This window comes from Christensenella minuta (assembly GCF_003628755.1).
In the GTDB taxonomy this organism is placed as follows: domain Bacteria; phylum Bacillota; class Clostridia; order Christensenellales; family Christensenellaceae; genus Christensenella; species Christensenella minuta.
The window spans coordinates 840,863-862,962 of record NZ_CP029256.1; the positions used below are offsets into that span (position 1 = coordinate 840,863).

21 protein-coding genes are annotated in these 22,100 nt (G+C 49.3%); all 21 read right to left on the reverse strand.

Features of this window, described 5'->3' with window-relative positions:
- Nucleotides 1-34 precede the first annotated feature (34 nt).
- Entirely contained in the window at nt 35-967 is a 933-nt protein-coding gene (secF, locus tag B1H56_RS04070) for a protein translocase subunit SecF (protein WP_066518679.1), read from the reverse strand.
- The gene (gene secD, locus B1H56_RS04075) at nt 964-2,268 is read right to left on the reverse strand and encodes a protein translocase subunit SecD (RefSeq protein ID WP_066518676.1); all 1,305 of its coding nucleotides are present in this window, start codon (nt 2,266-2,268) and stop codon (nt 964-966) included. The genes secF and secD overlap by 4 nt, the downstream gene beginning before the upstream one ends.
- A 145-nt stretch (nt 2,269-2,413) precedes the next feature.
- The gene (locus B1H56_RS04080; RefSeq protein WP_207667497.1) at nt 2,414-6,718 is read right to left on the reverse strand and encodes a PolC-type DNA polymerase III; all 4,305 of its coding nucleotides are present in this window, start codon (nt 6,716-6,718) and stop codon (nt 2,414-2,416) included.
- Between the two features lie 26 nt (nt 6,719-6,744).
- A complete protein-coding gene (gene ispG, locus B1H56_RS04085; protein ID WP_066518666.1) occupies nt 6,745-7,818 on the reverse strand; it encodes a flavodoxin-dependent (E)-4-hydroxy-3-methylbut-2-enyl-diphosphate synthase in 1,074 nt (357 codons plus the stop codon).
- 3 nt (nt 7,819-7,821) lie between these two features.
- On the reverse strand, nt 7,822-8,844 hold the full coding sequence (locus tag B1H56_RS04090) for a M50 family metallopeptidase (protein ID WP_066518663.1): 1,023 nt from the start codon (nt 8,842-8,844) through the stop codon (nt 7,822-7,824).
- An 18-nt stretch (nt 8,845-8,862) separates the two neighbouring features.
- Nucleotides 8,863-10,008: a 1-deoxy-D-xylulose-5-phosphate reductoisomerase gene (gene dxr, locus B1H56_RS04095; protein ID WP_066518660.1), complete on the reverse strand. Its 1,146-nt coding sequence runs from the start codon at nt 10,006-10,008 to the stop codon at nt 8,863-8,865.
- 21 nt (nt 10,009-10,029) lie between these two features.
- The gene (locus B1H56_RS04100) at nt 10,030-10,869 is read right to left on the reverse strand and encodes a phosphatidate cytidylyltransferase (RefSeq protein ID WP_066518657.1); all 840 of its coding nucleotides are present in this window, start codon (nt 10,867-10,869) and stop codon (nt 10,030-10,032) included.
- 11 nt (nt 10,870-10,880) lie between these two features.
- Nucleotides 10,881-11,630, reverse strand: a complete 750-nt coding sequence (locus tag B1H56_RS04105) for an undecaprenyl pyrophosphate synthase (protein ID WP_066518655.1) — start codon at nt 11,628-11,630, stop codon at nt 10,881-10,883.
- 33 nt (nt 11,631-11,663) lie between these two features.
- Entirely contained in the window at nt 11,664-11,858 is a 195-nt protein-coding gene (locus B1H56_RS04110; RefSeq protein ID WP_066518653.1) for a hypothetical protein, read from the reverse strand.
- Nucleotides 11,859-11,862: 4 nt separating this feature from the next.
- Nucleotides 11,863-12,426, reverse strand: coding sequence for a ribosome recycling factor (frr, locus tag B1H56_RS04115; RefSeq protein WP_066518651.1), 564 nt, complete (start codon nt 12,424-12,426; stop codon nt 11,863-11,865).
- Nucleotides 12,427-12,545: 119 nt separating this feature from the next.
- On the reverse strand, nt 12,546-13,256 hold the full coding sequence (gene pyrH / locus B1H56_RS04120; protein ID WP_187161451.1) for a UMP kinase: 711 nt from the start codon (nt 13,254-13,256) through the stop codon (nt 12,546-12,548).
- A gap of 804 nt (nt 13,257-14,060) precedes the next feature.
- The gene (gene tsf / locus B1H56_RS04125) at nt 14,061-14,708 is read right to left on the reverse strand and encodes a translation elongation factor Ts (RefSeq protein ID WP_066518646.1); all 648 of its coding nucleotides are present in this window, start codon (nt 14,706-14,708) and stop codon (nt 14,061-14,063) included.
- A gap of 20 nt (nt 14,709-14,728) precedes the next feature.
- Nucleotides 14,729-15,562 carry a 30S ribosomal protein S2 gene (gene rpsB / locus B1H56_RS04130; protein ID WP_066518644.1) on the reverse strand — a complete coding sequence of 278 codons (834 nt, stop codon included), beginning with the start codon at nt 15,560-15,562 and terminating at the stop codon, nt 14,729-14,731.
- Nucleotides 15,563-15,701: 139 nt separating this feature from the next.
- On the reverse strand, nt 15,702-16,310 hold the full coding sequence (gene hisIE, locus B1H56_RS04135) for a bifunctional phosphoribosyl-AMP cyclohydrolase/phosphoribosyl-ATP diphosphatase HisIE (protein ID WP_066518643.1): 609 nt from the start codon (nt 16,308-16,310) through the stop codon (nt 15,702-15,704).
- A complete protein-coding gene (gene hisF, locus B1H56_RS04140) occupies nt 16,307-17,068 on the reverse strand; it encodes an imidazole glycerol phosphate synthase subunit HisF (RefSeq protein WP_066518642.1) in 762 nt (253 codons plus the stop codon). The genes hisIE and hisF overlap by 4 nt, the downstream gene beginning before the upstream one ends.
- Nucleotides 17,069-17,782 carry a 1-(5-phosphoribosyl)-5-[(5-phosphoribosylamino)methylideneamino]imidazole-4-carboxamide isomerase gene (gene hisA / locus B1H56_RS04145; protein WP_066518640.1) on the reverse strand — a complete coding sequence of 238 codons (714 nt, stop codon included), beginning with the start codon at nt 17,780-17,782 and terminating at the stop codon, nt 17,069-17,071.
- On the reverse strand, nt 17,779-18,384 hold the full coding sequence (hisH, locus tag B1H56_RS04150; RefSeq protein WP_066518638.1) for an imidazole glycerol phosphate synthase subunit HisH: 606 nt from the start codon (nt 18,382-18,384) through the stop codon (nt 17,779-17,781). The genes hisA and hisH overlap by 4 nt, the downstream gene beginning before the upstream one ends.
- Nucleotides 18,381-18,968: an imidazoleglycerol-phosphate dehydratase HisB gene (gene hisB, locus B1H56_RS04155; RefSeq protein WP_066519288.1), complete on the reverse strand. Its 588-nt coding sequence runs from the start codon at nt 18,966-18,968 to the stop codon at nt 18,381-18,383. Before hisB ends, hisH begins: the two co-directional genes overlap by 4 nt.
- A gap of 13 nt (nt 18,969-18,981) precedes the next feature.
- Nucleotides 18,982-20,265: a histidinol dehydrogenase gene (hisD, locus tag B1H56_RS04160; protein ID WP_066518636.1), complete on the reverse strand. Its 1,284-nt coding sequence runs from the start codon at nt 20,263-20,265 to the stop codon at nt 18,982-18,984.
- Between the two features lies 1 nt (nt 20,266).
- Nucleotides 20,267-20,899: an ATP phosphoribosyltransferase gene (hisG, locus tag B1H56_RS04165; RefSeq protein WP_066518634.1), complete on the reverse strand. Its 633-nt coding sequence runs from the start codon at nt 20,897-20,899 to the stop codon at nt 20,267-20,269.
- Nucleotides 20,900-22,066, reverse strand: coding sequence for an ATP phosphoribosyltransferase regulatory subunit (hisZ, locus tag B1H56_RS04170; RefSeq protein WP_066518623.1), 1,167 nt, complete (start codon nt 22,064-22,066; stop codon nt 20,900-20,902).
- Between the last annotated feature and the right edge of the window lie 34 nt (nt 22,067-22,100).

Here is a 22,100-nt window from a genome sequence, read left to right on the forward strand (position 1 = left end):
CTCACACAGGAATACCTGCTGCCCCGCTGCCGGATTAAGCTTTTGCCGCTTTTTTCTTCGGCTTTGCTTTGGCCTTGCTTCTCTGCTGCTTTTTCCTGTCGAACCGGTCCGCAAGGAGCGCCCACATCGGCGCGGCCAGCAACACGGAAGAATATACGCCCGCCAGCAGCCCCACGATGATCGGAAAAGAAAATTCCTTGATCGTCGGGACGCCAAAGATATACAGGCACACGATCATAATCAGCGTCGTAACAGACGTATTGATCGTACGCGTAAGTGTTTCCTTAATGCTCGTATCGGAGATTTCTGTACGCGTGAAGTGTTTGGTCCCCATCACCTTGAGGTTATCCCTGACACGGTCGAATATCACGATCGTATTATTGATGGAATATCCGATAATCGTCAGGCACGCCGCAATGAACGCACTATTGATCTGGATTTGCAGGATACACATGATGGCAATCATAATGCCGACATCATGGACCAACATAACGACTGCGCTGATACCGTTGAAAAGCTGGAACCTGATCCAAATATAAATCAACATCAGCCCGCATGCGATCGCTACTGCAAGGAATGCGTTGCGGACCAGCTCCGAGCTGGCAACGCCGCCGACCTTATCAACCGACACGATTTCAGCATCGGGATAGGTTTGCCGGATATCTGTCAGAATTGCTTCGTTGGTCGTGGACTGCAGTTCATCAGTATCAAGCGTGCGCATACGAACTTCGGCCTGCGTATATCCCTCTCCGGCCTTCACGATCGGCGAATCACCCATCCCGTTATTGTCGAGTGCTTTCTGCACGACATCCGTATCGAATTCGCCTTTAAAGTCAATAGACACAATGCTGCCGCCCGTAAAATCAATTCCGAGGTTGAGGCCGCCGTTGATAACGCCAAAGATGATCCCCAGCACAATAATAATAATCGGCACAATCAAAAATTTTTTGAAGTGTTTCGTAATCACTGCGCGCCACCTCCTTCTTTCGCCGCTTTAGCAGCTTCGCGAAGCTGTCTTGCCATCGCCATAAACACATTGGGGTTTTTAATATTCAGGTTGATAAACATCTTAAGAATCCCGCGCGTGATGGCAAGGGCCGAAATCATGGATACAACGATACTGATAATCAAAGTATACGCAAAGCTCTTAAGCGTACCTGTACCAAAGGCCGCAAGTACGATGGCGCAAATCAGGGTCGTGACGTTGGAATCGAGGATTGTGACAAATGCTTTTTGAAATCCCCCGTTGAAGGAAGTACGCAATGTTTTTCCCGACCGGAATTCTTCCTTGAAACGCTCGAATATGATGACATTCGCATCGACCGCCATTCCGATACCAAGTATGATGCCCGCGATACCCGGCAGTGTCAGCTGTACACCCGGAACGCTGCCGAGAAGCAACAATACGAAGCAGACATAGGCCACGAGCGCCATGCAGGCCACAAGGCCTGGCAGCCTGTAATAAATCAGTATAAACGCAAATAGGATCGCAAGGCCAATAAGTCCCGCCATAATGCTGTTCTGGAGCGCACCCGCACCAAGGGTCGCGCTGATGGAACGCACCTCAATTTCCTGTAAATCGAGCGGCAACGCACCGCTTTCGATCTGCATTGCAAGGTCCTGTGCGCTTTCCGCAGTGAAGTTTCCTGTAATCTGGCCCTTTCCGTCGGCAATGATGCTGTCGACCTTCGGAGCGGAAATCGTCTCTCCGTCTATCGTAATGGAAATCGTTTGCTTAAGGAATTCTTCAGTGGCGGCGGCAAATTTCTCCGCGCCCGCCTGTGTCAGTTCAAAGCTTACGACATATTCCAGGGTCTGGGGGTTCTGCCCCGCCTGCGCACTCGCAATATCGCTTCCCTCGAGAACGGTATTTCCGTTCGGATCAACAAATTCCAGTTTAGCGGGCGTCCCTATAAATTCGGCGACCTCGTTCGGATCCTGGATTTCGCTGGTGCTGTTGATTGGTATCTCAACACGGATCCGGTCCGTTCCCTGCTTGGTTACAGTCGCCTCCGTGAAGCCCTTTGCATCGAGCCTGTCACGAAGTACTAGCATCGCGCCATCCATCTTTTCATCAAAATTATCGACTGATGTATCAGTTGCCTGATAAACGGTGTATACACCGCCCGTCAGGTCCAGTCCCTGTTGGATACCATTGAGCGGCTTGACTTCATAAATTCCAACACTGAAACCGTTGATGACAACAAAACACAACAAAGCGATGAGTACGAATGTAACGATGATGCCGACTAAGCTACGTTTTTTCATCAATGTTCCTCCTACCTTCTAAATTGTCAGACAAAATCAAGCCTTTGTCCGCTGTGAAAAAGAAAAACTGCAATTATTCCAGTTAAAAAACTCACCTTAATATTATATAGCCGCGCAGGTAAATAGTCAATTGCAAAACCAAGCCCTAAAAATCGAAGAGACTCAGCTGATTGGTCTGTGAAAGGCCGGTAAGCGTTCCCATTTTCTGCATCTCATCAATTACGGAAGAGGAAAGCTTAGCGCGTTTCCGCAGGTCTTCTATGGAGATAAAAGCTCCTTTCTCGCGCTCTTCCACCACTTTTGCCGCCGCGTTACCACCCAGTTTCGGAATAGAAAGGAACGGCAGGCGCAGTCCCCCCTCTTCGATCAGGAATTTTTCCGCATCAGAACGGTTCAGGTCTACCGGCAGGAAATGATAGCCACGCAGATACATTTCACAAGCCACCTCGAGCATGGTTGCCATGTTCTTCTCATTCGCTGTCGCATTTCCATTGTTCTCGATCATTTGCCAGTTCTTTTTGATGTCGTCCAGCCCGCCGAGAACATAGGACGCATCAAAGTCATTGGAGCGAACCGTGAAATAAGAGGAATAGAATGCCTCCGGGTAATGCACCTTGCAGTAGGCGATGCGGTATGCCATGATAACATAGGCCACGGCGTGCGCCTTTGGGAACATATATTTGATCTTCTTACAGGATTCAACGAACCAGTCCGCAATATGCGCGTCGTCAAGCGCTCTTTGCATGTCTTCCGTGAATCCGTTTTTCGCGACCTTGCCCTTACGGGTAGCTTCCATGATAAAGAATGCCATTCGCTTCTCCACGCCTTTATCCACCAGGTAGTTCATGATGTCGTCGCGCGTACAGATTGCTTCCTTCAGTGTGCAGGTCCCTGCTTTGATCAGGTCCTGCGCGTTTCCCAACCACACATCCGTACCGTGGGACAGGCCGCTGATCCGCACGATTTCAGACATTGTTGTCGGCTTCGTATCCATCAGCATCTGGCGTACAAATTTTGTGCCGAACTCAGGGATGCCGAGCGTCCCTGTCTGTATTCCCAGCAAATCCTTTGATTTCAACCCCAGCGGCCCCAGACCGGAGAACAATTCCATCGTCGGTTTATCATCCAGCGGGATCGTGAGCGGGTCAATTCCCGTAGCATCCTGTAGGAGCCTGATGATAGTCGGCACATCATGGCCGAGGATATCGAGTTTAATCAGGATGTCATGCATGGAGTTGAAATCAAAATGTGTCGTGACCCATTCCGCTTCCGCTGAATCTGCCGGTTTTTGCACGGGAGTAAAATCATAAACTTCCATGTCGTGCGGCACGATCACAATTCCGCCGGGATGTTGCCCCGTCGTTTTCTTCACGCCGGAAACCCCCTGCACAAGGCGGTTGACCTCCGCTTCATTCGCCTGCGTCCCCGTTTGCTCCAGGAACTTCTTAACGTATCCATAGGCGATCTTGTCTTTCACGGCGCTGATTGTACCGGCCCGAAACACATGCCCCTTGCCAAACATCACTTCCGTGTATTTATGTGCGGTCGGCTGGTATTCCCCCGAGAAATTGAGGTCAATGTCGGGCACTTTATCCGCATCGATCCCGAGGAAGACCTCAAAGGGAATATCATATCCGTCTTTCAGGTATTTTGTGCCGCATTCCGGACATACCGCATCGGGCAAATCGACGCCGGAAGGATATTTTTCCTTATCGATGTCGAAATCCGAATGTTTGCATTTCGGGCATACGTAATGCGGCGGCAAGGGATTGACCTCCGTGATTCCCGTCATCGTAGCGGCAAGGCTGGAGCCGACCGACCCCCTCGAACCAACGAGGTATCCGTCTTCATTAGATTTCTTAACCAGCAAATGGGCGCTGTAATACAAAACCGAGAACCCGTGGGAAACGATAGAGTCCAGTTCGCGCTTCAGGCGGGCCTCTATCAACTCAGGAAGCGGATCTCCATATTTTTCCTTAGCCGTTCTGAATGCAAGCTCCGTAATATTTTCCGCTGCGTTTGGCAGGCTGGGCATTGCCGTTTCCGACTGAAAAAGTTCAATTTCCTCCGTCATGTCTGCAATTTTATTGGAATTCTCAACAACGACTTCATAGGCCGTCTCTTCTCCCAGATATGCAAATTCCCTGAGCATTTCATCCGTTGTACGCAAATACAGCGGTGCCTGCCCGGTATCATCGTAGCCCTGTATCTGGAAAATGATCCGGCGGAAATACTCCTCGTGCGGATCAAGAAAATGTACGTCGCATGTCGCAACGGTTGGCTTGTCCAGTTTCCTTCCGAGTTCCACAATCCGCCTATTGATACGCCGGATATCCTCGTTATTGGCAAGGATTCCCTTTTTTACCATAAATTCATTGTTGGCCGTGGGCTGTATCTCAAGGTAATCGTAAAAAGAAGCGATTTTTGCCAGCTTCTTTTCGTCAGCGCCCGCGAGCATCGCCTGATAAAGTTCGCCCGCTTCGCAGGCAGATCCGATAATAAGGCCTTCCCGATGCGCGTCGATCACGCTTTTTGGCATACGTGGCTTGCGGTAAAAATAGTCAAGATGTGCAAAGGATACCAACTTATAGAGATTCTTCAGCCCCCGCTTATTTTTGCATAAGAGGATAATATGGTAAGTTTTTGCATTTTTCCCGTTCGCATGCTCTGCGAACATTTGGTTCACGCCCTGCATATCCTGTACGCCTTGTTTTTCAAATTCGCGGAAACATTCGAGCATAATTTTGGCAGTACATACCGCATCGTTCACAGCACGGTGGTGCTCGAGCGGAATGTGCAAATGTGCCGCTACCGTATTCAGCTTATGGTTTTTAAGCTTAGGCAAGGCAAGGCGGCATAAAGCAAGGGAGTCCACGACCGTATTCCCGTACGTGATACCGAATTGTTGGGATTTGTGGAAAATAAACTTCGTATCGAAATCCGAATTATGTGCGACAAGTACTGCGTTATCACCGCAAAACTGCCGGAATTCGGCCAATGCGACCTCAGGAAGGGGGGCATCCTTTACCATATCGTCATTGATCCCCGTCAGTGATACAATCTTAGGGGGAATCGGCCCGCCAGGCCGTACAAACGTTTGAAAGCGGTCTGTAAGTTCACCGTTTACAACGCGTACAGCGCCAATTTCGGTGATATCGCAGTTAATATGGGAAAGTCCCGTGGTTTCGATATCAAACACCACATATTCGTCCTGAAATCCTTTGGGAGCGTCCGAGTCATAGATGCGCTTCGAGTCGTCGACCATATATCCTTCTACGCCGTAGATCAGATGTATCCCGTTTGCCTTGGCCGCATTGGCGGCATCGGGAAATGCCTGTACAACGCCGTGATCTGTAATGGCGATCGCTTTATGCCCCCACTTTGCAGCGCGGGCAACAATCTTTTTGACATCAGAAACAGCGTCCTGCGCAGACATCTGCGTATGAACATGTAACTCCACACGTTTTGAACCGGCCTTGTCCTCGCGGTCTTTGTGGTTTGATCTCTCAATTTTTTGCGCCTTAACCGTTTTCTCGTGTTCAAAGCTGTCGTCCGCGCACAGGCCCGTCACAACGACCCACTGGCCCTTTTTCGGCGGTACGAGCCGCGTCTTATATTTATTGCTCTCCAAAAAGAAGCAAGTGATACTGGAGGTGTAATCAGAAAGCACAAACTTGTGCTTGATAAGTTCCCCATTTTTCAATTCTTTGTCTTCCGTATAGACAACCTCTCCCTCGATTGTGATACGGGTGTCGGGCTTGAGGTCGCACATTTTTGTAACAGCGCCCTGCTGAGCTGTCTTTCTTGGCGTTCCCGCCGCCGGATCGGCAGACGGGGCCTGCATCTCTTCCTTTTCCTGAACCGGCGGGGCCTCCCACGGCGGCGGCGCCGGTTCGCGGCTTTCAGCCGGACGCACTGTGCGTTTGGGAGCCATATTCTGCGAACAAATCGCCTTCTGTACTTCAGCGGAAGGTTCATAGCCGCTATTGGCGTCTTCGGAAATACTGATGCGCACTCCCCTGTTCACTCCGTATATATCGCGCAGAAAGTGCTCAGAAAGCGTATTAAGCTTCATTGTACTGACAATACCCTCTGCCATTTTTGACGTGCAGCAAATTTCCAAAATCCGGTCGTCCTGCGTTATTTTTGCCGGTTGGATAAAGGGCATAACAGTAGGTTCCGACAGAATCAGGTAATCCTTCAGATATTGCTCCAAAATTTTTTCTTCTCCGAACAGTTCGGATGCGTAATGCGATTGGTCAAGCGAGACTCTTACCTTTGCGTCGCAGGATTCTTCCAATTCGCGCTTTGCTTTTAAAAAGTCAAAGGGCGAGAGATGCTCCGTCGTTTTGAAAAATACTTTCAGCACCCCTTCTTCCGAAATAAATTCTACCCGGTCAAACTGTATTAGATTTGAAAAACGCTTATCTTTGTTAATTTTGTCGATCACTTTTGTAAGATTTTTTATAAGCGCGTTCAACGTTCTTCGTTCCTTTCCTTTGCAAGCTCCAGAATCATACGCCTCAATTCCGGCAAAATATCAAATTCGTCTACCTTTTTAATAATTTCCCCGTGCGCAAACAGCAAACCTTCCCCACGGCCGCCGGCGATTCCGATATCTGCTTCCCGGGCTTCGCCCGGGCCGTTGACGGCGCAGCCCATTACGGCAATTTTAAGTGGCATCTTGATATTCTGAGTAAACCGTTCGATGCTGTCCGCTATTTTTTCAATATCGATTGTGCAGCGGCCGCATGTCGGGCAGGAAATGATTTCCACACCGGACTTGCGCGCACCGCAGCTTTTTAGGATATCCCGGGCGGCGTAAACCTCCTGCACCGGATCGCCTGTTACGGAAACACGCAAGGTGTCGCCGATCCCATCCAAAATCAAAGCCCCCATCGCAATAGCGGATTTGATAACCGCCATATGATAAGTGCCCGCTTCCGTCACGCCTAGGTGCAGCGGATAATCCACCAGCTTGGCAATCTCGCGGTATGCTTCGACACATACCGATACGTTGGAAGATTTGATCGAGACTACAATGTCATCAAATTTCATACGTTCCAACGTCCGGATATTTTCGAGCACGCTCTCGATCAGCGCACCTGCCGTAGGGCCGTCGTGCTTCTGGAGGATATCCCGGGATAAGGAACCTGCGTTCGCGCCCACCCGGATTGGAATATGTGCTGCCTTCGCGGCATTCACTACGGCGGCGATCTTTTCCTTGCCTCCAATATTTCCCGGATTGATGCGAATCTTATCCGCGCCGTTCTCAATTGCCGCGATTGCCGCCTGGGCATCAAAATGAATGTCTGCGACAAGTGGAATAGAAATGGAATCCTTGATCTTCTTCAAGGCGGCTGCGCTTTCCGCATCCGGTACGGCACAGCGGATGATCTCACAGCCCGCTTCCTCAAGCGCACGAATCTGTGCTACTGTCCCGCGGACATCTTTTGTATCCGTATTCGTCATGGACTGGATCAGGATCGGTCTTCCGCCTCCGATTACAACATTCCCTATTTTTACTTCCTTCGTTTTCATTCTTTCCACCCTCTACAATATCAGCCGCTGTACATCCTGAAAAATCAGGAAAATTGCAAGCCCGAAAATAAGCGCCATGCCGATCAGGTTAAGCGTTCCCTCCACTCTGGGAGAGGCGGGCTTTCTGCGAATTCCTTCCACCGCATAGAGAACGATCTTGCCGCCGTCAAGCGCGGGAATGGGAAGCAGGTTTACAATCGCAAGATTGATACTCAGAAGAGCCGTCAAATTGACTACCTGATCCCAGCCGATCATCGCCGCCTGTCCGACCATACTGGCAACGCCTACGATCCCAGACATATTTTCCACTCCCTGCCCCATAAAAAACAGGCTTCCCAATGCCATAATCATTTCGCGCGTCACCAGGAACAGCCATTTAAAGCTCAAAACAATAGCCTCGAAAAAATTAAAAGTACGCGGTTCAAGCGAAAGGGACATACCTGTCACTTTCCTGCCGTCTACTTCCTCCTGCTCATAGGGAATGCTGAAGGAAAGTTTCTCTCCGCCGCGTTCAACGGTAAGTAAAAGCTTATCTCCCTGAGCCGCGCCGTATGCGTCCTGCAGGTCATAGGTAAAATCGATACGAACGCCATTCATTTCACGGATAATATCGCCCTCCATGATCCCAGCAGCCTGCGCAGTAGAATTTTGCTCCAATCCCGTAACGACAGGCTGCGCGTTGCCCACTGTCATGAGGAGTACCGCCGCAAGAATGACTGCAACGATCACATTCATCAGTGGGCCGGCAATAATCGTCAGGAAGCGGCTTTTTAGTGACGCGGCCCGAAAGTCTCCGGGCACAGGCTCCTTCTCTTCGTCATCCGCAAATTTGTTATATCCGCCGATAAAAAACGGCCGGATTGAAAATTCGGTTTCTCCCCGATGCCATTTGATAAGCTTCGGCCCAAAACCGATTGCAAACTCCGCGACCTTGATCCCGCGTTTTTTTGCTACGATATAGTGTCCAAATTCATGCGCCACTACCAGCGCGGTAAGCACCAGCAGCGTTACAATAATGCTCAGTATGATTTGCAATCATTTCCCTCCAAACGCTCATAGCAATGTTCCAACATATGCCCTCACGTCTTTGTCCAATTCCAATATCTCAGAAATTGTTTGCGGAATATATCCGCCAAACTTTTTCATGCTGTCTCCAATCAATTCATAGATACGGTGAAACTCGATATCTCCCGCCAAATAACTGGCGACTGCTTCTTCATTTGCCGAATTATAAACGGTAGTCGTTTCCGTATCGATCGCCTCAAACGCCAGCGCAAGGCAGGGAAAGCGTTCCATATCCGGTTCCAAAAACTCAAGCCTGCCGATTTCATAAAAATTGAGCGGCTTTACACAGGGATTTTCCAGCATTTCCGGAAAAAGCAGGGACTTCTGAATCGGCATCCGCATATCGACTGGTCCCATCTGGGCCGTTACCGAACCATCCCTCCACTCTACCATGGAGTGCACGATGCTTTGCGGATGTACCAGCACCTTGATCCGCTCTGCCGGCATCCCGTACATAAAATGGGCCTCCATCACCTCTAACCCTTTATTCGCAAGAGAGGCCGAATCAATCGTAATCTTCTGGCCCATGGACCAACGCGGATGTTTCAATGCTCTTTCAAGTGGAGCGTGATCTATTTCATCTTTACTCCAATGCAGGAATGGCCCGCCGGAGGCGGTGATCCACAGTTTTTGCACTTCCGACACATCGAAACGGTTATTCAGGCATTGGAATAAGGCCGAATGCTCGCTGTCTACAGGGAGGACGAGCGTACCCGTCTCACGAATCATCCGCTGCACAAGCTTTCCGCCGCATACAAGCGACTCTTTATTTGCCAGTGCAACGGCGATCTTATGCTTCAGGCACTCTTCAAACGCCGGGAGGCCCGCAATTCCAAGGACGGATAAAACAACCATATCCGGATTTCCCGCCGTGCACGCCCGGGTTAAAGCCTCCGGACCCGAAAGAATCTCCGCATCGTAATCGAGAAGTTCTTTCAATAATTCCAGATCCGCACCGGCTCCGGTGACCGCAACATATTCCGCTCTCAGTTTGTTTGCCAGTCCCGCCAATGTTCTGACATCGTTATGTGCGGAAACGCATCCTACGTGGATTCGTTCAGGGTAGGCTCTTGCCACATCCGCCGCTTGCTGCCCTACCGAGCCGGTTACACCCAATATCGTTATATTTCTCAAGCGATTTCTCCTCAATTACTATTATACCAGCCCGGCAATCGTTAAAATAAATACTGCCGGAATGCAAAACAGAATACTATCCATCCTGTCTACTATACCACCGTGGCCAGGTAAAATCTTCCCAAAATCCTTAATATTCAGTGAACGCTTTATGAACGACGCGGAAAGATCGCCGAGCTGTGAAATCGCTCCCAGCGCAGCGCCTGCTGCCATAAACCCGGCAAGGTTTTTACCTCCCCAAAACAGCATTGAAATCAAAAGCGCTCCTACGAGCCCGCCAACCACACCGCCGACGCTGCCCGCCACAGTTTTCTTGGGGCTGATCTGCGGACACAGCTTGCGCTTGCCAAATGCCATACCAATAAAATAAGCGAACGTATCCGAAAACATGGCTGGCACAAGAACCATGAGGAATACCACAAACATACGGCAATAGTCGCCTATGTTTCCTAAAATAAGCAGATAAAAAAGCGCAAGGAAAAGCTGGGGATAAACAAAGGTGAAAATTGTATTTGCAACGCTGTCCGCCGTATGCCGCTTAGAAAACATGGATACAATAAAGACCAGCATAATTAGCACAACAAACGCACAAAGCAGCATCAAAGGCATCCACGATGTATAATCCAGGCCTTTTTGCAACAAAATAAAAAAACCTGCAAAAAAAGCCGCCAGGACTACAGCAAACGCGTAAGAAAGATAAGCTGTGACCGGTTTGCCATTGCGATCAAAGGCGCGTACAATCTCGAATTGCGTAGCCAGGGCGAGCGCCACCGCGAGCGCCACCATCACCCAGCTTTGAAAAATTGCGGCGAGCGCCACAACAATAATAATAGGTACTGCCGACAGAATTCTTTTTAGCATGCAACCACTCCTCAAAGCCCGCCGTAACGGCGCTGCCTGTTCTGATATTCAAGCAAGGCTATTTCGTATTCCCGTTCATCGAAGTCCGGCCAAAACACAGGCGTAAAATAAAATTCCGCATAGGCCAACTGGTAGAGCAGATAATTGGAAAGCCGCTCCTCACCGCTTGTGCGGATCATAAAATCGGGGTCGGGCTGCCCAGCCGTCTCCAAATGATCGGAAATGACCTGTTCCGTAATCTCTTCTATTGCGAGATTTCCTGCCGTCACTTCCGAGGCAATACGCCTCACGGCATCCCTGATTTCAGTACGAGACCCATAATTGAGCGCAATATTCAGTACGAGACCCGTATTATCCTTCGTTTTCTGTTTTGCATTTTCGAGCACGTCTCTCACTGCCTGCGGAAGCCTGGAAGTGTCTCCAATGGTGCGGAACACCACGCCCCGTTCGTGCATCTCGTCAAGCTCCTTCTGGAGGAATTCGATCAGGAGCCCCATAAGCGCGCCAACTTCCTCTTTGGGACGTTTCCAGTTTTCGGTGGAAAACGCATAAAGCGTCAGGTGTTTTATACCAATATCGCTGCTCATGCGGATAATTGTCTTCACCTTATACATTCCGGCGCGGTGCCCTGCCGCCCTTGGCATCATGCGTTTTTTTGCCCAGCGGCCATTGCCGTCCATGATAATGGCGACATGGATAGGCAACCTATTGAGGTCAAGCTCCGTAAGTTGTGCAGACCGCTTCTTAGAAAAAATTCCCAAATTATTCTCCTTTAAAAAGCGCGTCCCAAGGCATCAGCCCTGAGACGTCTTAACGCTTGTAATAAATTCGCCTGTCAAAAGCTCGTATTTTCCGTCCTCTTCCCGCACTCTCAGCACACGCGCCGAATCTGCATCCCGATAGGGCTTGTAGGACACATAGCGCACCACGGTATATTGCTTTCCTTCCCGTGCGAGAATCTCTTCCGCTTGCTGAAGTTCCCGTCCCAAAAGATCAGATCTCAAGAATTTCCTTTTCCTTTGCCGCAAGAATCTCTTCCGCTTCTTTTGTTTTCTTGTCCGTCAGCGTCTGGATTTCCTTTTCCAGAATTTCATAATCATCCTCTGTTACGGCGCTTGATTTTTTATCTTTTTTGAACACTTCGTTCGCGTCGCGGCGGATCGAACGGATTGCAATTTTTGCTTCTTCCGTTTTTTTCTTGGCAAGCTTTACGAGCTCCTGTCTTTTTTCACCGGTAATTTCCGGAAACGCAAGACGGATCACCTTTCCGTCATTCGCAGGGTTGATCCCAAGATCAGAGGCCTGGATCGCCTTTTCCACTTCGTGGAGGATGCTGGCATCCCAAAGAGAAATCGTGAGAAGCCGCGGCTCGGGAGCAGCAATATTGCCGACTTGATTGATCGGCGTAGGAGTTCCATAATAGTCCACCATGATCCCGTCCAAAAGCTGTGCGTTCGCTCTGCCCGCGCGTATGCTGACAAGCTCTTTTCTCAAAACGCTGAGCGTTTTATCCATCTTTGATTCGGCTTTTTCGAGTGCCTCATGTTTAATTTGCATTTGTCACCCATTCCTTTCATCATTTCCAGATTTTGCAAAATGGTACTTTTTATTTCATATCTATTGTACCGTACCCCGGCCTAAAACTCAATCCCAACTTACAGGATTTTGCGGATTTGCTACTTTATCATTGTACCGATTTCCTCGCCGTACACAACCCTGCGGATACTGTCTTTTTCATTCACCCCGAATACGTTAATTGGGATGTGATTATCCATGCACAGGGTAATTGCCGTATTATCCATCACACTGAGTCCCTTGTTGATGACATCCATATAGCTGATAGTATCGAAACGCATGGCGTCCGGATTTTCTTTTGGGTCGCTGTCATATACCGCATCCACATTTTTGGCCAGCATAATAAGATCGACCTCCATCTCTGCCGCGCGAAGCGCAGCCGCCGTATCGGTTGAGAAATACGGGTTCCCGGTACCGCAGGCAAAGATCACAACACGGCCTTTTTCGAGATGCTTCATTGCCTTCCGGCGAATATATGGTTCCGCGATTTGCCGCATTTCAATCGCCGTCTGTACCCTTGTCTGGAGGCCCTTCTCCTCAAGGGAATCCTGCAGCGCGAGGGCATTAATCACCGTTGCAAGCATACCCATATAATCGGCGGTTGTACGGTCCATATGTTTTCCAACGCGCGCGCCCCGCCAGATGTTCCCGCCGCCTACGATAATACCAACCTCAACTCCCTGTGCGGCCACCTCGATAATCTGTTCGGTTACATTGTCGATAATGTCAAAGTCAAGCGGCCTGTTTTCAAGAGAACAGAGCGCTTCTCCGCTGATTTTCATAATTACTCTTTTGTATTTTGGTTCCATAATAAGTCCTCCCGGTCATTCTGCTTAAAAAAAGAGAACACGAAGTGTTCTCCTTGATTTCCATCGTTTCGTCCCAATTTTAAAAACAAATTGGAACAATTAATTGTAACAGTACAGCGCTCACTGCTTCCGTTTGAATTTTCGCTTGCGATTTCCCCTGTCATTTCAAAAATATTCCTTTAAATAAACGTTTCAAATATAATGTGCAATATCTGCCGGTTGTATGGAAAGGAATCTTGGTTCAACCGTTTCCAAATCCAACATTATTGCTTATTCGCTGTAACGATTATACCAAACATTACTTTTGCCATCAACCAAAATATTGTTTCTTAGGATGTTTATCTTCGGCATGAGCCTCCCCATGCCCTGCCAACCAAACACGCGGCTCCAACGCTGCATTTTTAACGACCGCTCGGGTAAGTATAATATTCCCCTAATTGCCGTATAAAAAACAGGACACACTCCAGCGGTATGTCCTGTTCCAAAATCATATTTGCAAATCTCGCATAGAAATTTATCCCAACCAGTCGGCTGTCCTTGACCAAAAAAGAAACATAAAAAATCTAATTTAAAATTACAGAATTCAAAGCAAATTCACCATACATATAAAACCACCATATTTCTTTATTAAAAGCTTTTTGGAGATCTTTTCGTATTGAATTTTTCCTACACCCTTTTGCTTTTTATTTCAAAAAAAGAGCGTTGGCTTGCCTTCACAAACTCAACACTCTTTTTGTCTTTGTTATTTTACTTTTTGAGCCTTTTTAATCTCTTTTTGGCCTTTTCTTTTTGGATGAAAACAACGGCTTAGAGGCCAGCCTGCTCCATAACTTCCTTCTGGAAGTCATCCTGGCGCTTCTCAAGTCCTTCGCCCATTTCATATCTTGTGAAACGGCGAATGGAAATTTTTTCACCAATTGTTGCGACCTGATCGTTCACCAACTGCTGAACTGTCTTGTCGGGATCTTTGACAAACGGCTGGTCAAGCAGACAGATTTCTTTTTTAAACTTTTTAATCCTGCCTTCCACCATTTTATCAACAACGTTTGCGGGTTTTCCCTCATTAAGCGCCTGCGCCGTCAGGATTTCCTTTTCCTTTTCGAGAACAGCCGGATCAATTTCGTCTTCCGATACATACATCGGGTTCGCTGCCGCAATGTGCATCGCCACATCCTTCACAAATGCCTGGAACGCATCCGTCTTTGCCACAAAGTCCGTCTCGCAGTTCACTTCCACGAGAACGCCGATTTTGCCGCCCATATGGATATAGGAACCGACAACTCCCTCCGCAGCAATTCTGCCCGCTTTTTTCACGGCGGCTGCAAGGCCTTTCTCGCGCAACAGTTCGCTTGCCTTTTCCATATCTCCGTTTGCTTCCTGCAGGGCCTTTTTGCAGTCCATCATGCCTGCACCGGAACGCTCACGCAATGTCTTTACATCACTTGCCGAAACCATCTATTTTCTACCTCCGATACTTATTTTTCTTCTTCGACTACTGCGGCTTCCACTTCAACCTCCGGGAGAATCTCCTGGGCGATCTCTTCCGCAATCTCTTCGGCAGCGGCCACTTCCGCTTCCGCTTCCGTAAGTACTTCCGCTGCTTCTTCCGCTTCCTCTTCCATCTGCTCGCCCTGCTTCCCTTCGAGAACGGCATCCGCCATCTTGGAAGTGATAAGTTTCACCGCACGGATCGCATCATCATTGCCCGGAATCGGATAATCCACTTCATCGGGATCGCAGTTCGTATCAACGATCGCAACTACCGGAATTCCGAGGTTTCTTGCTTCCGCAATCGCAATGTGCTCTTTGCGCGGATCAACTACGAAAAGTGCGCCCGGCAGGTTTTTCATTTCACGGATGCCGCCGAGGTTCTTCAGTAGCTTCTCCTTTTCATGCATCAGCTGGATAACTTCCTTCTTGGGAAGCAATTCCATATCGCCGTTCTGCTCCATCTCTTCGATCTTATTGAGGCGTGCTACACGGCTCTTGATCGTTTTGAAATTTGTAAGCATTCCACCCAGCCAGCGATTAGAAACATAATACATTCCGCACCGCTTTGCTTCCGCCTCGATGGATTCCTGAGCCTGCTTTTTTGTACCGACAAAAAGCACCGTTTTGTTATCCATAGCGATGTCGCGTACAAAATAATAAGCTTTTTCTACTTCCTTGACTGTCTTTTGAAGGTCGATAATATAGATGCCATTCCGCTCCGTAAAAATGAACCGTTTCATTTTCGGGTTCCAACGGCGCGTCTGGTGACCAAAGTGTACCCCTGCTTCCAGGAGCTGTTTCATAGAAATAACTGACATAATAAATTTACCTCCTCGTTTTATGCCTCCCCACGCTTCGTTTCTCCGACATGACCCTTTGGGCACGAGTGCCGAAAATCTGCGCGAGTGCGTTATCGGATGCTATTATACCACATCTTGGAATTGCTTTGCAAGTATGTTATCTTCTTCCCTGCAATTCCCCGAACAATTCCGTAAGGCTGAGTCCTTTTTCGTTCATCAGCACCAGCAGATGATAAAGTAAATCGGCCGCCTCATAACGGAGCTCGGATGTGCCCGGATTCTTAGACGCAATGATTACTTCCGCGCTCTCCTCCCCTATTTTTTTCAAAATTTTATCGATACCCTTTTCAAATAAATAATTGGTATAAGAGCCTTCCTTAGGATGCATTTTCCGGTCGCCGATCAAATCGTACAGTTCGTAAAGCAGCGACGAATTTGCCACCTTTGCGTTTTCCTGCACCAGATTGAAAAAGCAGGAATATTCGCCCGTATGGCAGGCGCCTCCCGTCTGCTCTACCTGCAAAAGCACGCAATCCCCATCGCAATCAAGGCTCACGCTCACCACCTTCTGAATATTTCCGGATGTTTCCCCTTTTTTCCAAAGTTGCTTTCGAGAACGGGAATAGTAATGCGCATATCCCGTTTTCAGCGTTTTATCATATGCTTCCTGGTTCATGTAAGCCTGCATCAGCACAGCACCTGTGCGCGCCTCCTGCGCAATCGCGGGCACAAGCCCCTTTTCATCAAATTTGATTTCCATTGTCATATACTCCTTACCGCAATTCCATTTTTCCTTAGATATTCTTTTACCTGCCAGATTGTCAACTCCTTGTAGTGGAACAAGGAGGCCGCCAATACCGCGCTTGCATCCGCCTCGCGAATCACTTCGGCAAAATGTTCCAGCCTTCCCGCTCCGCCCGATGCAATGACCGGCACGCCGACGTTTTCGCATACCAGCTTCGTCAATTCGATATTATAGCCTGCCTTTGTGCCGTCAGCATCCATGCTCGTAAGTAAAATTTCTCCTGCGCCGCGCCGTACGGCTTCTTTTGCCCACTCGACCGCATCTTTCCCGGTATTGACCCTTCCGCCGTTCAGGTAAACGTCGTACCTGCCCTGTGCGTTCATTTTGGCGTCGATAGCCACCACGACGCATTGACTGCCAAAGCGGGCAGCCGCATCGTCAATCAATTCAGGAGTTTTAAGCGCAGTTGAATTAATGGATATCTTATCGGCTCCAGCTTTTAAAATCCGGCGAAAATCGTCCACCGTACGGATGCCCCCGCCTACGGTAAGCGGAATGAATACCTGTTCCGCCGTGCGTGCAACGACATCCTCCATGATCCCGCGGTCGTCCGAAGAGGCTGTGATATCAAGAAATGTAATCTCATCCGCGCCCTGCGCGTTATAAGCCTTTGCAATCTCCACCGGGTCGCCCGCATCGCGCAGGTCAACAAAGTTAACTCCTTTAACGACACGTCCTGCATGGACGTCAAGGCACGGAATAATCCTCCTTGTCAGCATCTATTTTGCCGCCTTCATCGCATCCTGCAGAGTGAACGCGCCGTCATACAGGGCGCGGCCTACAATACAGCCGCAAGCGCCTGTTTCGCGCACCTTCCTGATGTCGTCAAGACTGCTGATCCCTCCCGAGGCGATCAGATTCATCCATGTTTCTTTTACAATCATTTCCGTCTTATCCAAATTCGGCCCTTCCATCATGCCGTCTTTGGAAATATCGGTATAAATAATGTTGGCCACGCCCATCTTGTGCATATCTTTTGCAAGGCTGACAGGATCGATGTTGGAGTTCTCGGCCCAGCCTTTGATCGCCACACACCCTTCCTTGGCGTCGATCCCGACTGCAATGCGGTCCTTATACCGTGCCACCGCCCATTTGACAAGCTCCGGATCTTCCACGGCCACAGTCCCTAGGATCACACGGGAAATGCCTGCGTCGTCCAGCCGGACGCGAATATCTTCCTTCGTCCGGACGCCTCCGCCCATCTGGACAGGGATCTTGATGGATTGTACCAGCTTTGTAATAATATCTTGATTTACAAAGGAACCCGAGAAAGCCGCGTCAAGGTCGACTACATGCAAATAGTAGGCGCCTTCGTCCTCCCAGCGCTTTGCCATTTCAATCGGATCGCCGTATTCTGTGGAACGCTGCAGTTCTCCCTGCATCAAGCGAACGCATTTACCATCCCTGATGTCAATTGCGGGATAAATCTTCATAGCTTTAAACCTCCAAAATTTTTCAGCATGTTCAGGCCTGTTTCACCGCTTTTTTCCGGATGAAACTGCAAGCCGAACAAATTGTCCTTTTGAACGGCGGAAACAAACCGGTATCCATACTCCGTTTCCGCAATAATATTTTCCTTTGGAACCCCGGCCGCATGATAGGAATGGACGAAATAGACATATTTTTCCTCACCGTCATTTCTAAACAAAGCATTGTCCTTCATAATAAGGGAATTCCAGCCCATATGCGGTACGCGCATATTCTCGAGCTGAAAAGGGCTTACCTCTCCCTTCACCAGCCCCAGCGCCTTATATTCACCGTTTTCATAGCTCTTGTCAAACAGCAACTGCATGCCGAGGCATATCCCCAGAAACGGTTTCCCGCTCGCAGCCTGCTTCGCGATCTCTTTGATAAGGCCGCGCCGTTCAAGGCGCAACAGCGCATCCGCAATCGCTCCTACACCCGGCAGAATGATATGGCTTGCTCTCCCGAGGTCCTCCTTGCGGTCCGTCACGCACACATCAAAGCCAAGGTATTGGAACGCTTTTTCCACGCTACGCAGGTTGCCCATTCCATAGTCAATTACAGCAATCATAATACGCCCTTCGTAGAAAATACGCCCTTGATCTGAGGATCGACCGCCGCCGCCCTGCGGAGCGCCTGTCCGAATGCTTTAAATGCCGCTTCAATGATATGATGCGTATTTTTTCCGTATTGCAGATTAAGATGGAGGGTCAGTCCTGCATTTACGGCAACCGCGCGGAAAAACTCCTCACACAGCTCCGCGTCAAAATCCCCCGCTTTATTTTGCCGCAGTTCCATATTATAGACAAAATAAGGCCTGCCGCTGATATCAAGATTCGCCATCACAAGCGTTTCATCCATCGGGACAAATTTCGTCGCATATCTCCTGATTCCCGACTTATCGCCCAATGCCGCCTTGATCGCCTCCCCGAGCGCAATTCCGCAGTCTTCCACCGTATGGTGCGCATCTACATAGGTATCGCCTTTGCAGAAAAGCCGCAGGTCCACCATTGCGTGCTTTGCGAACAAAGTAAGCATATGGTCAAAAAATCCTACGCCTGTTTCGATTTCAGAAGTCCCTGAACCATCAAGCACGACCGACAGCCGAATATCCGTTTCACTTGTTGTTCTCGTTACCGCTCCTTCTCTTGCCACGTATTTTCCCCTTTCAACCTTCAAAGCGAATCGCCGCGGACCGTGCATGCGCATCAAGCCCTTCCGCCTGCGCAAAGGCCGCCACCTTACGAAAAACCTTTTCAAATTCCTCTCTTGAATAGTATATCACACTGGATTTCTTTTGAAAATCGTCTACATTGAGCGGTGATGAAAAGCGTGCCGTGCCGTTGGTGGGAAGCACATGATTCGTGCCCGCGAAATAATCGCCAAGCGGTTCCGGCGAATATTCCCCCAGGAAAATAGATCCGGCATTCCGGATGCCGGGCAGCAGCGCCTCCGGATCCTCCGTGCAAATCTCAAGATGTTCGGGGGCGATCCGGTTTGCTGTTTCCACCGCCTCATCCAGCGTTTCCGCGACGATGATCGTTCCGTAATTTTCCAGTGATTTCAAGACAATATCTTTTTTGGGGAGCAGTTCCGCCTGACGTATGATCTCTGCCCGCACCGCTTCCGCTTTCTTTCTGCTGACTGTTACCAGCATACAGGCCGCAAGTTCGTCATGCTCTGCCTGTGAAAGAAAGTCCGCCGCGATAAAGCGCTCATTTGCACTGTCGTCCGCGATTACCAAAACCTCGGACGGCCCGGCGATCATGTCAATGCCCGCCTGCCCATATACGCTTTTCTTTGCGAGCGCGACGAAAATATTGCCCGGTCCCGTGATTTTATCCACACGCGGGACGCTTTCCGTACCATAGGCAAAAGCAGCGATCGCCTGGGCGCCGCCCATTTTATAAATCTTATGTGCTCCTGCAATTTTCGCGGCGGCGATCGTCGCGGGATTGACCTTCCCTCCCTGCGCGGGAGTCGCGACGAAAATATTGGTAACTCCCGCACACTTTGCAGGGATGATATTCATCAGGACGCTGGACGGATAAGCGGCTTTTCCACCCGGCACATATACGCCTGCATATTCAACAGGCAGGTATAACTGTCCCAGATATTTCCCTCCTTTTTCGATAAACCAGTTCTCCCTCTTCTGATGATTGTGGAACTCCTCGATATTTGCCGCAGCTTCCTTCATCACCTCGAGCAGAACAGGGTCGACCGCTCCGAAAGCCTCATCGGTCTCTTCCTCCGTGACCATCAAATTATCCGCACTTGCCTCAAAGCCGTCGAAACGCGCAATATAGGAAAACAAAGCCCGGTCACCGGTTTTCCGCACATCCTCAAGCACTGCATCGACAATTTTCTGTTGTTCGGAATAATCTGTATTTGCACGCTCCAACAGGCGCCTTTTAATGGAGTCGGTCTCCTTTGCTGAGAGTATCGGCAGCATATCACATATCCTCCAGGGCAATTTTCATTTTTTCAATCAACGGCTGGATTTTTTCCGCCTTTGTTTTTAGACTCACCTGGTTCACAACGAGGCGTGCGCTGATATCACATACTTCCTCCAGAATGGTAAGACCGTTTTCACGGATCGTAGTGCCGCTTTCCACAATATCCACGATGACGTCCGAAAGATCAAGGATCGGCGCAAGTTCAATACTGCCATTCAATTTAATAATCTCAATCCCTTCCCCCTTCTCATCATAATACATTTTGGCAATCCTCGGATATTTGGTCGCTACCCGCGTAATGTTTGAAGTAATACGTTCTTTCTGCTTAGGATATCCGGCCACGCACACCTTGCATTTTCCGCATTTCAAATCCAGCATCTCGTAAAGCGGAAGCCCTTCTTCAAGCAGCGTATCCTTTCCCGCTATCCCGATATCCGCCACGCCGCGGTATACATATACGGGTACGTCGGACGGCTTAACCAGCACGAAGCGCAATTCGTTTTTTTTGTCACAAACGACCAGTTTGCGCGTATCTTCCCGCAATTCGGAAGTATCGATTCCGCATTTGGAAAACAATTCGATCGCAAATTTTGCAAGCCTGCCCTTTGCAAGCGCTATTGTCAATTCCATTTATTTTATCCTCCTTTGAAAATCGACGACCTCAAATTTCGCAGGGTCATAAGAGCTTCCATTCAATTCAAGGACCACCCGTTTTCCCTGCTTCCTCAGCTCCTGCACATAGGCAAACGCCTGTCCCAGCATCTCCCTTGGCGCAAGGACTACCATGGTCTTTTCAGATGTCGATACCAGCTTGCCCTGCCGTTCGAGCACCACAAGCAGCTCCTTGATTCCCATTGCAAAGCCTGTCGCCGGAGCATCCGTGCCAAACTCGCTCAGCAATTCGTCATACCGCCCTCCCGAGAGAATAGGCGTTCCGATCCCGTCCGATATTCCACGGAAAATGATCCCTGAATAATAGTTGAAATTATTAAGAATGCCAAAATCGATCGACAAATATTCTTCATATCCAAACCCGCAAAGAATATCGAACACTTCACGGATATTTTCAACCGCCCTGCGGCATTCCTCGCTTTTGGCAAGCATCTCCGCCTTCACAAGCGCCTCCCGCCCTCCGAACAGACTGCCCAGTTCAAGCAAGGCTTGTTTCTTCGGCCCCTCCATATTAAGACGGGAAAGCTCATATTCTAATTCGACATTATTTTTAGCGTCCACCAAAGCGCGGATACGTTCCGTCTGTTCTTCGTCAAGACCGCTGCCTTCGATCAACCCCTTAAAATAAGCGACCTGCCCAAGCTCGATCTTAAACCCTTCCAATCCAATCTTTCGCAGAGTGCCGATCGCAAGCGCGATCACTTCGGCATCCGCATCCGCCCCCTGCTTCCCGATCAGTTCCACCCCGGCCTGGGTGAATTCCGTTTTTCCGGCAATTCCACGGTTGAAGAAACCAAACGCATTCTGAATATAGCACAGGCGCAGAACATCCTGCCGGATCAAAAGCTTCGTTGCCGCCGCCCGGGCAATCGGCCCGGTGAGGTCCGGGCGCAAGGCAAGTATCCGCCCTTTCTGATCGAAAAATTTCATCATATTCTCCTGCACATACGGTACGGAGTCATGCATGAAGACCTCATAATATTCAAAGGAAGGCGTTTCGATTTCGCTGTATCCATTTTTCAGAAAGCTGTCCCTGATTTCATCCTCTACTTTTCTTTTTGCCGCGCATTCTGCCGGCAGGTAGTCCCAGGCGCCCGCGGGGACCTGCGTTTTTAACTGTTCCATATAATCGTTCATCCCTTTAATAATTTAGCGTAGT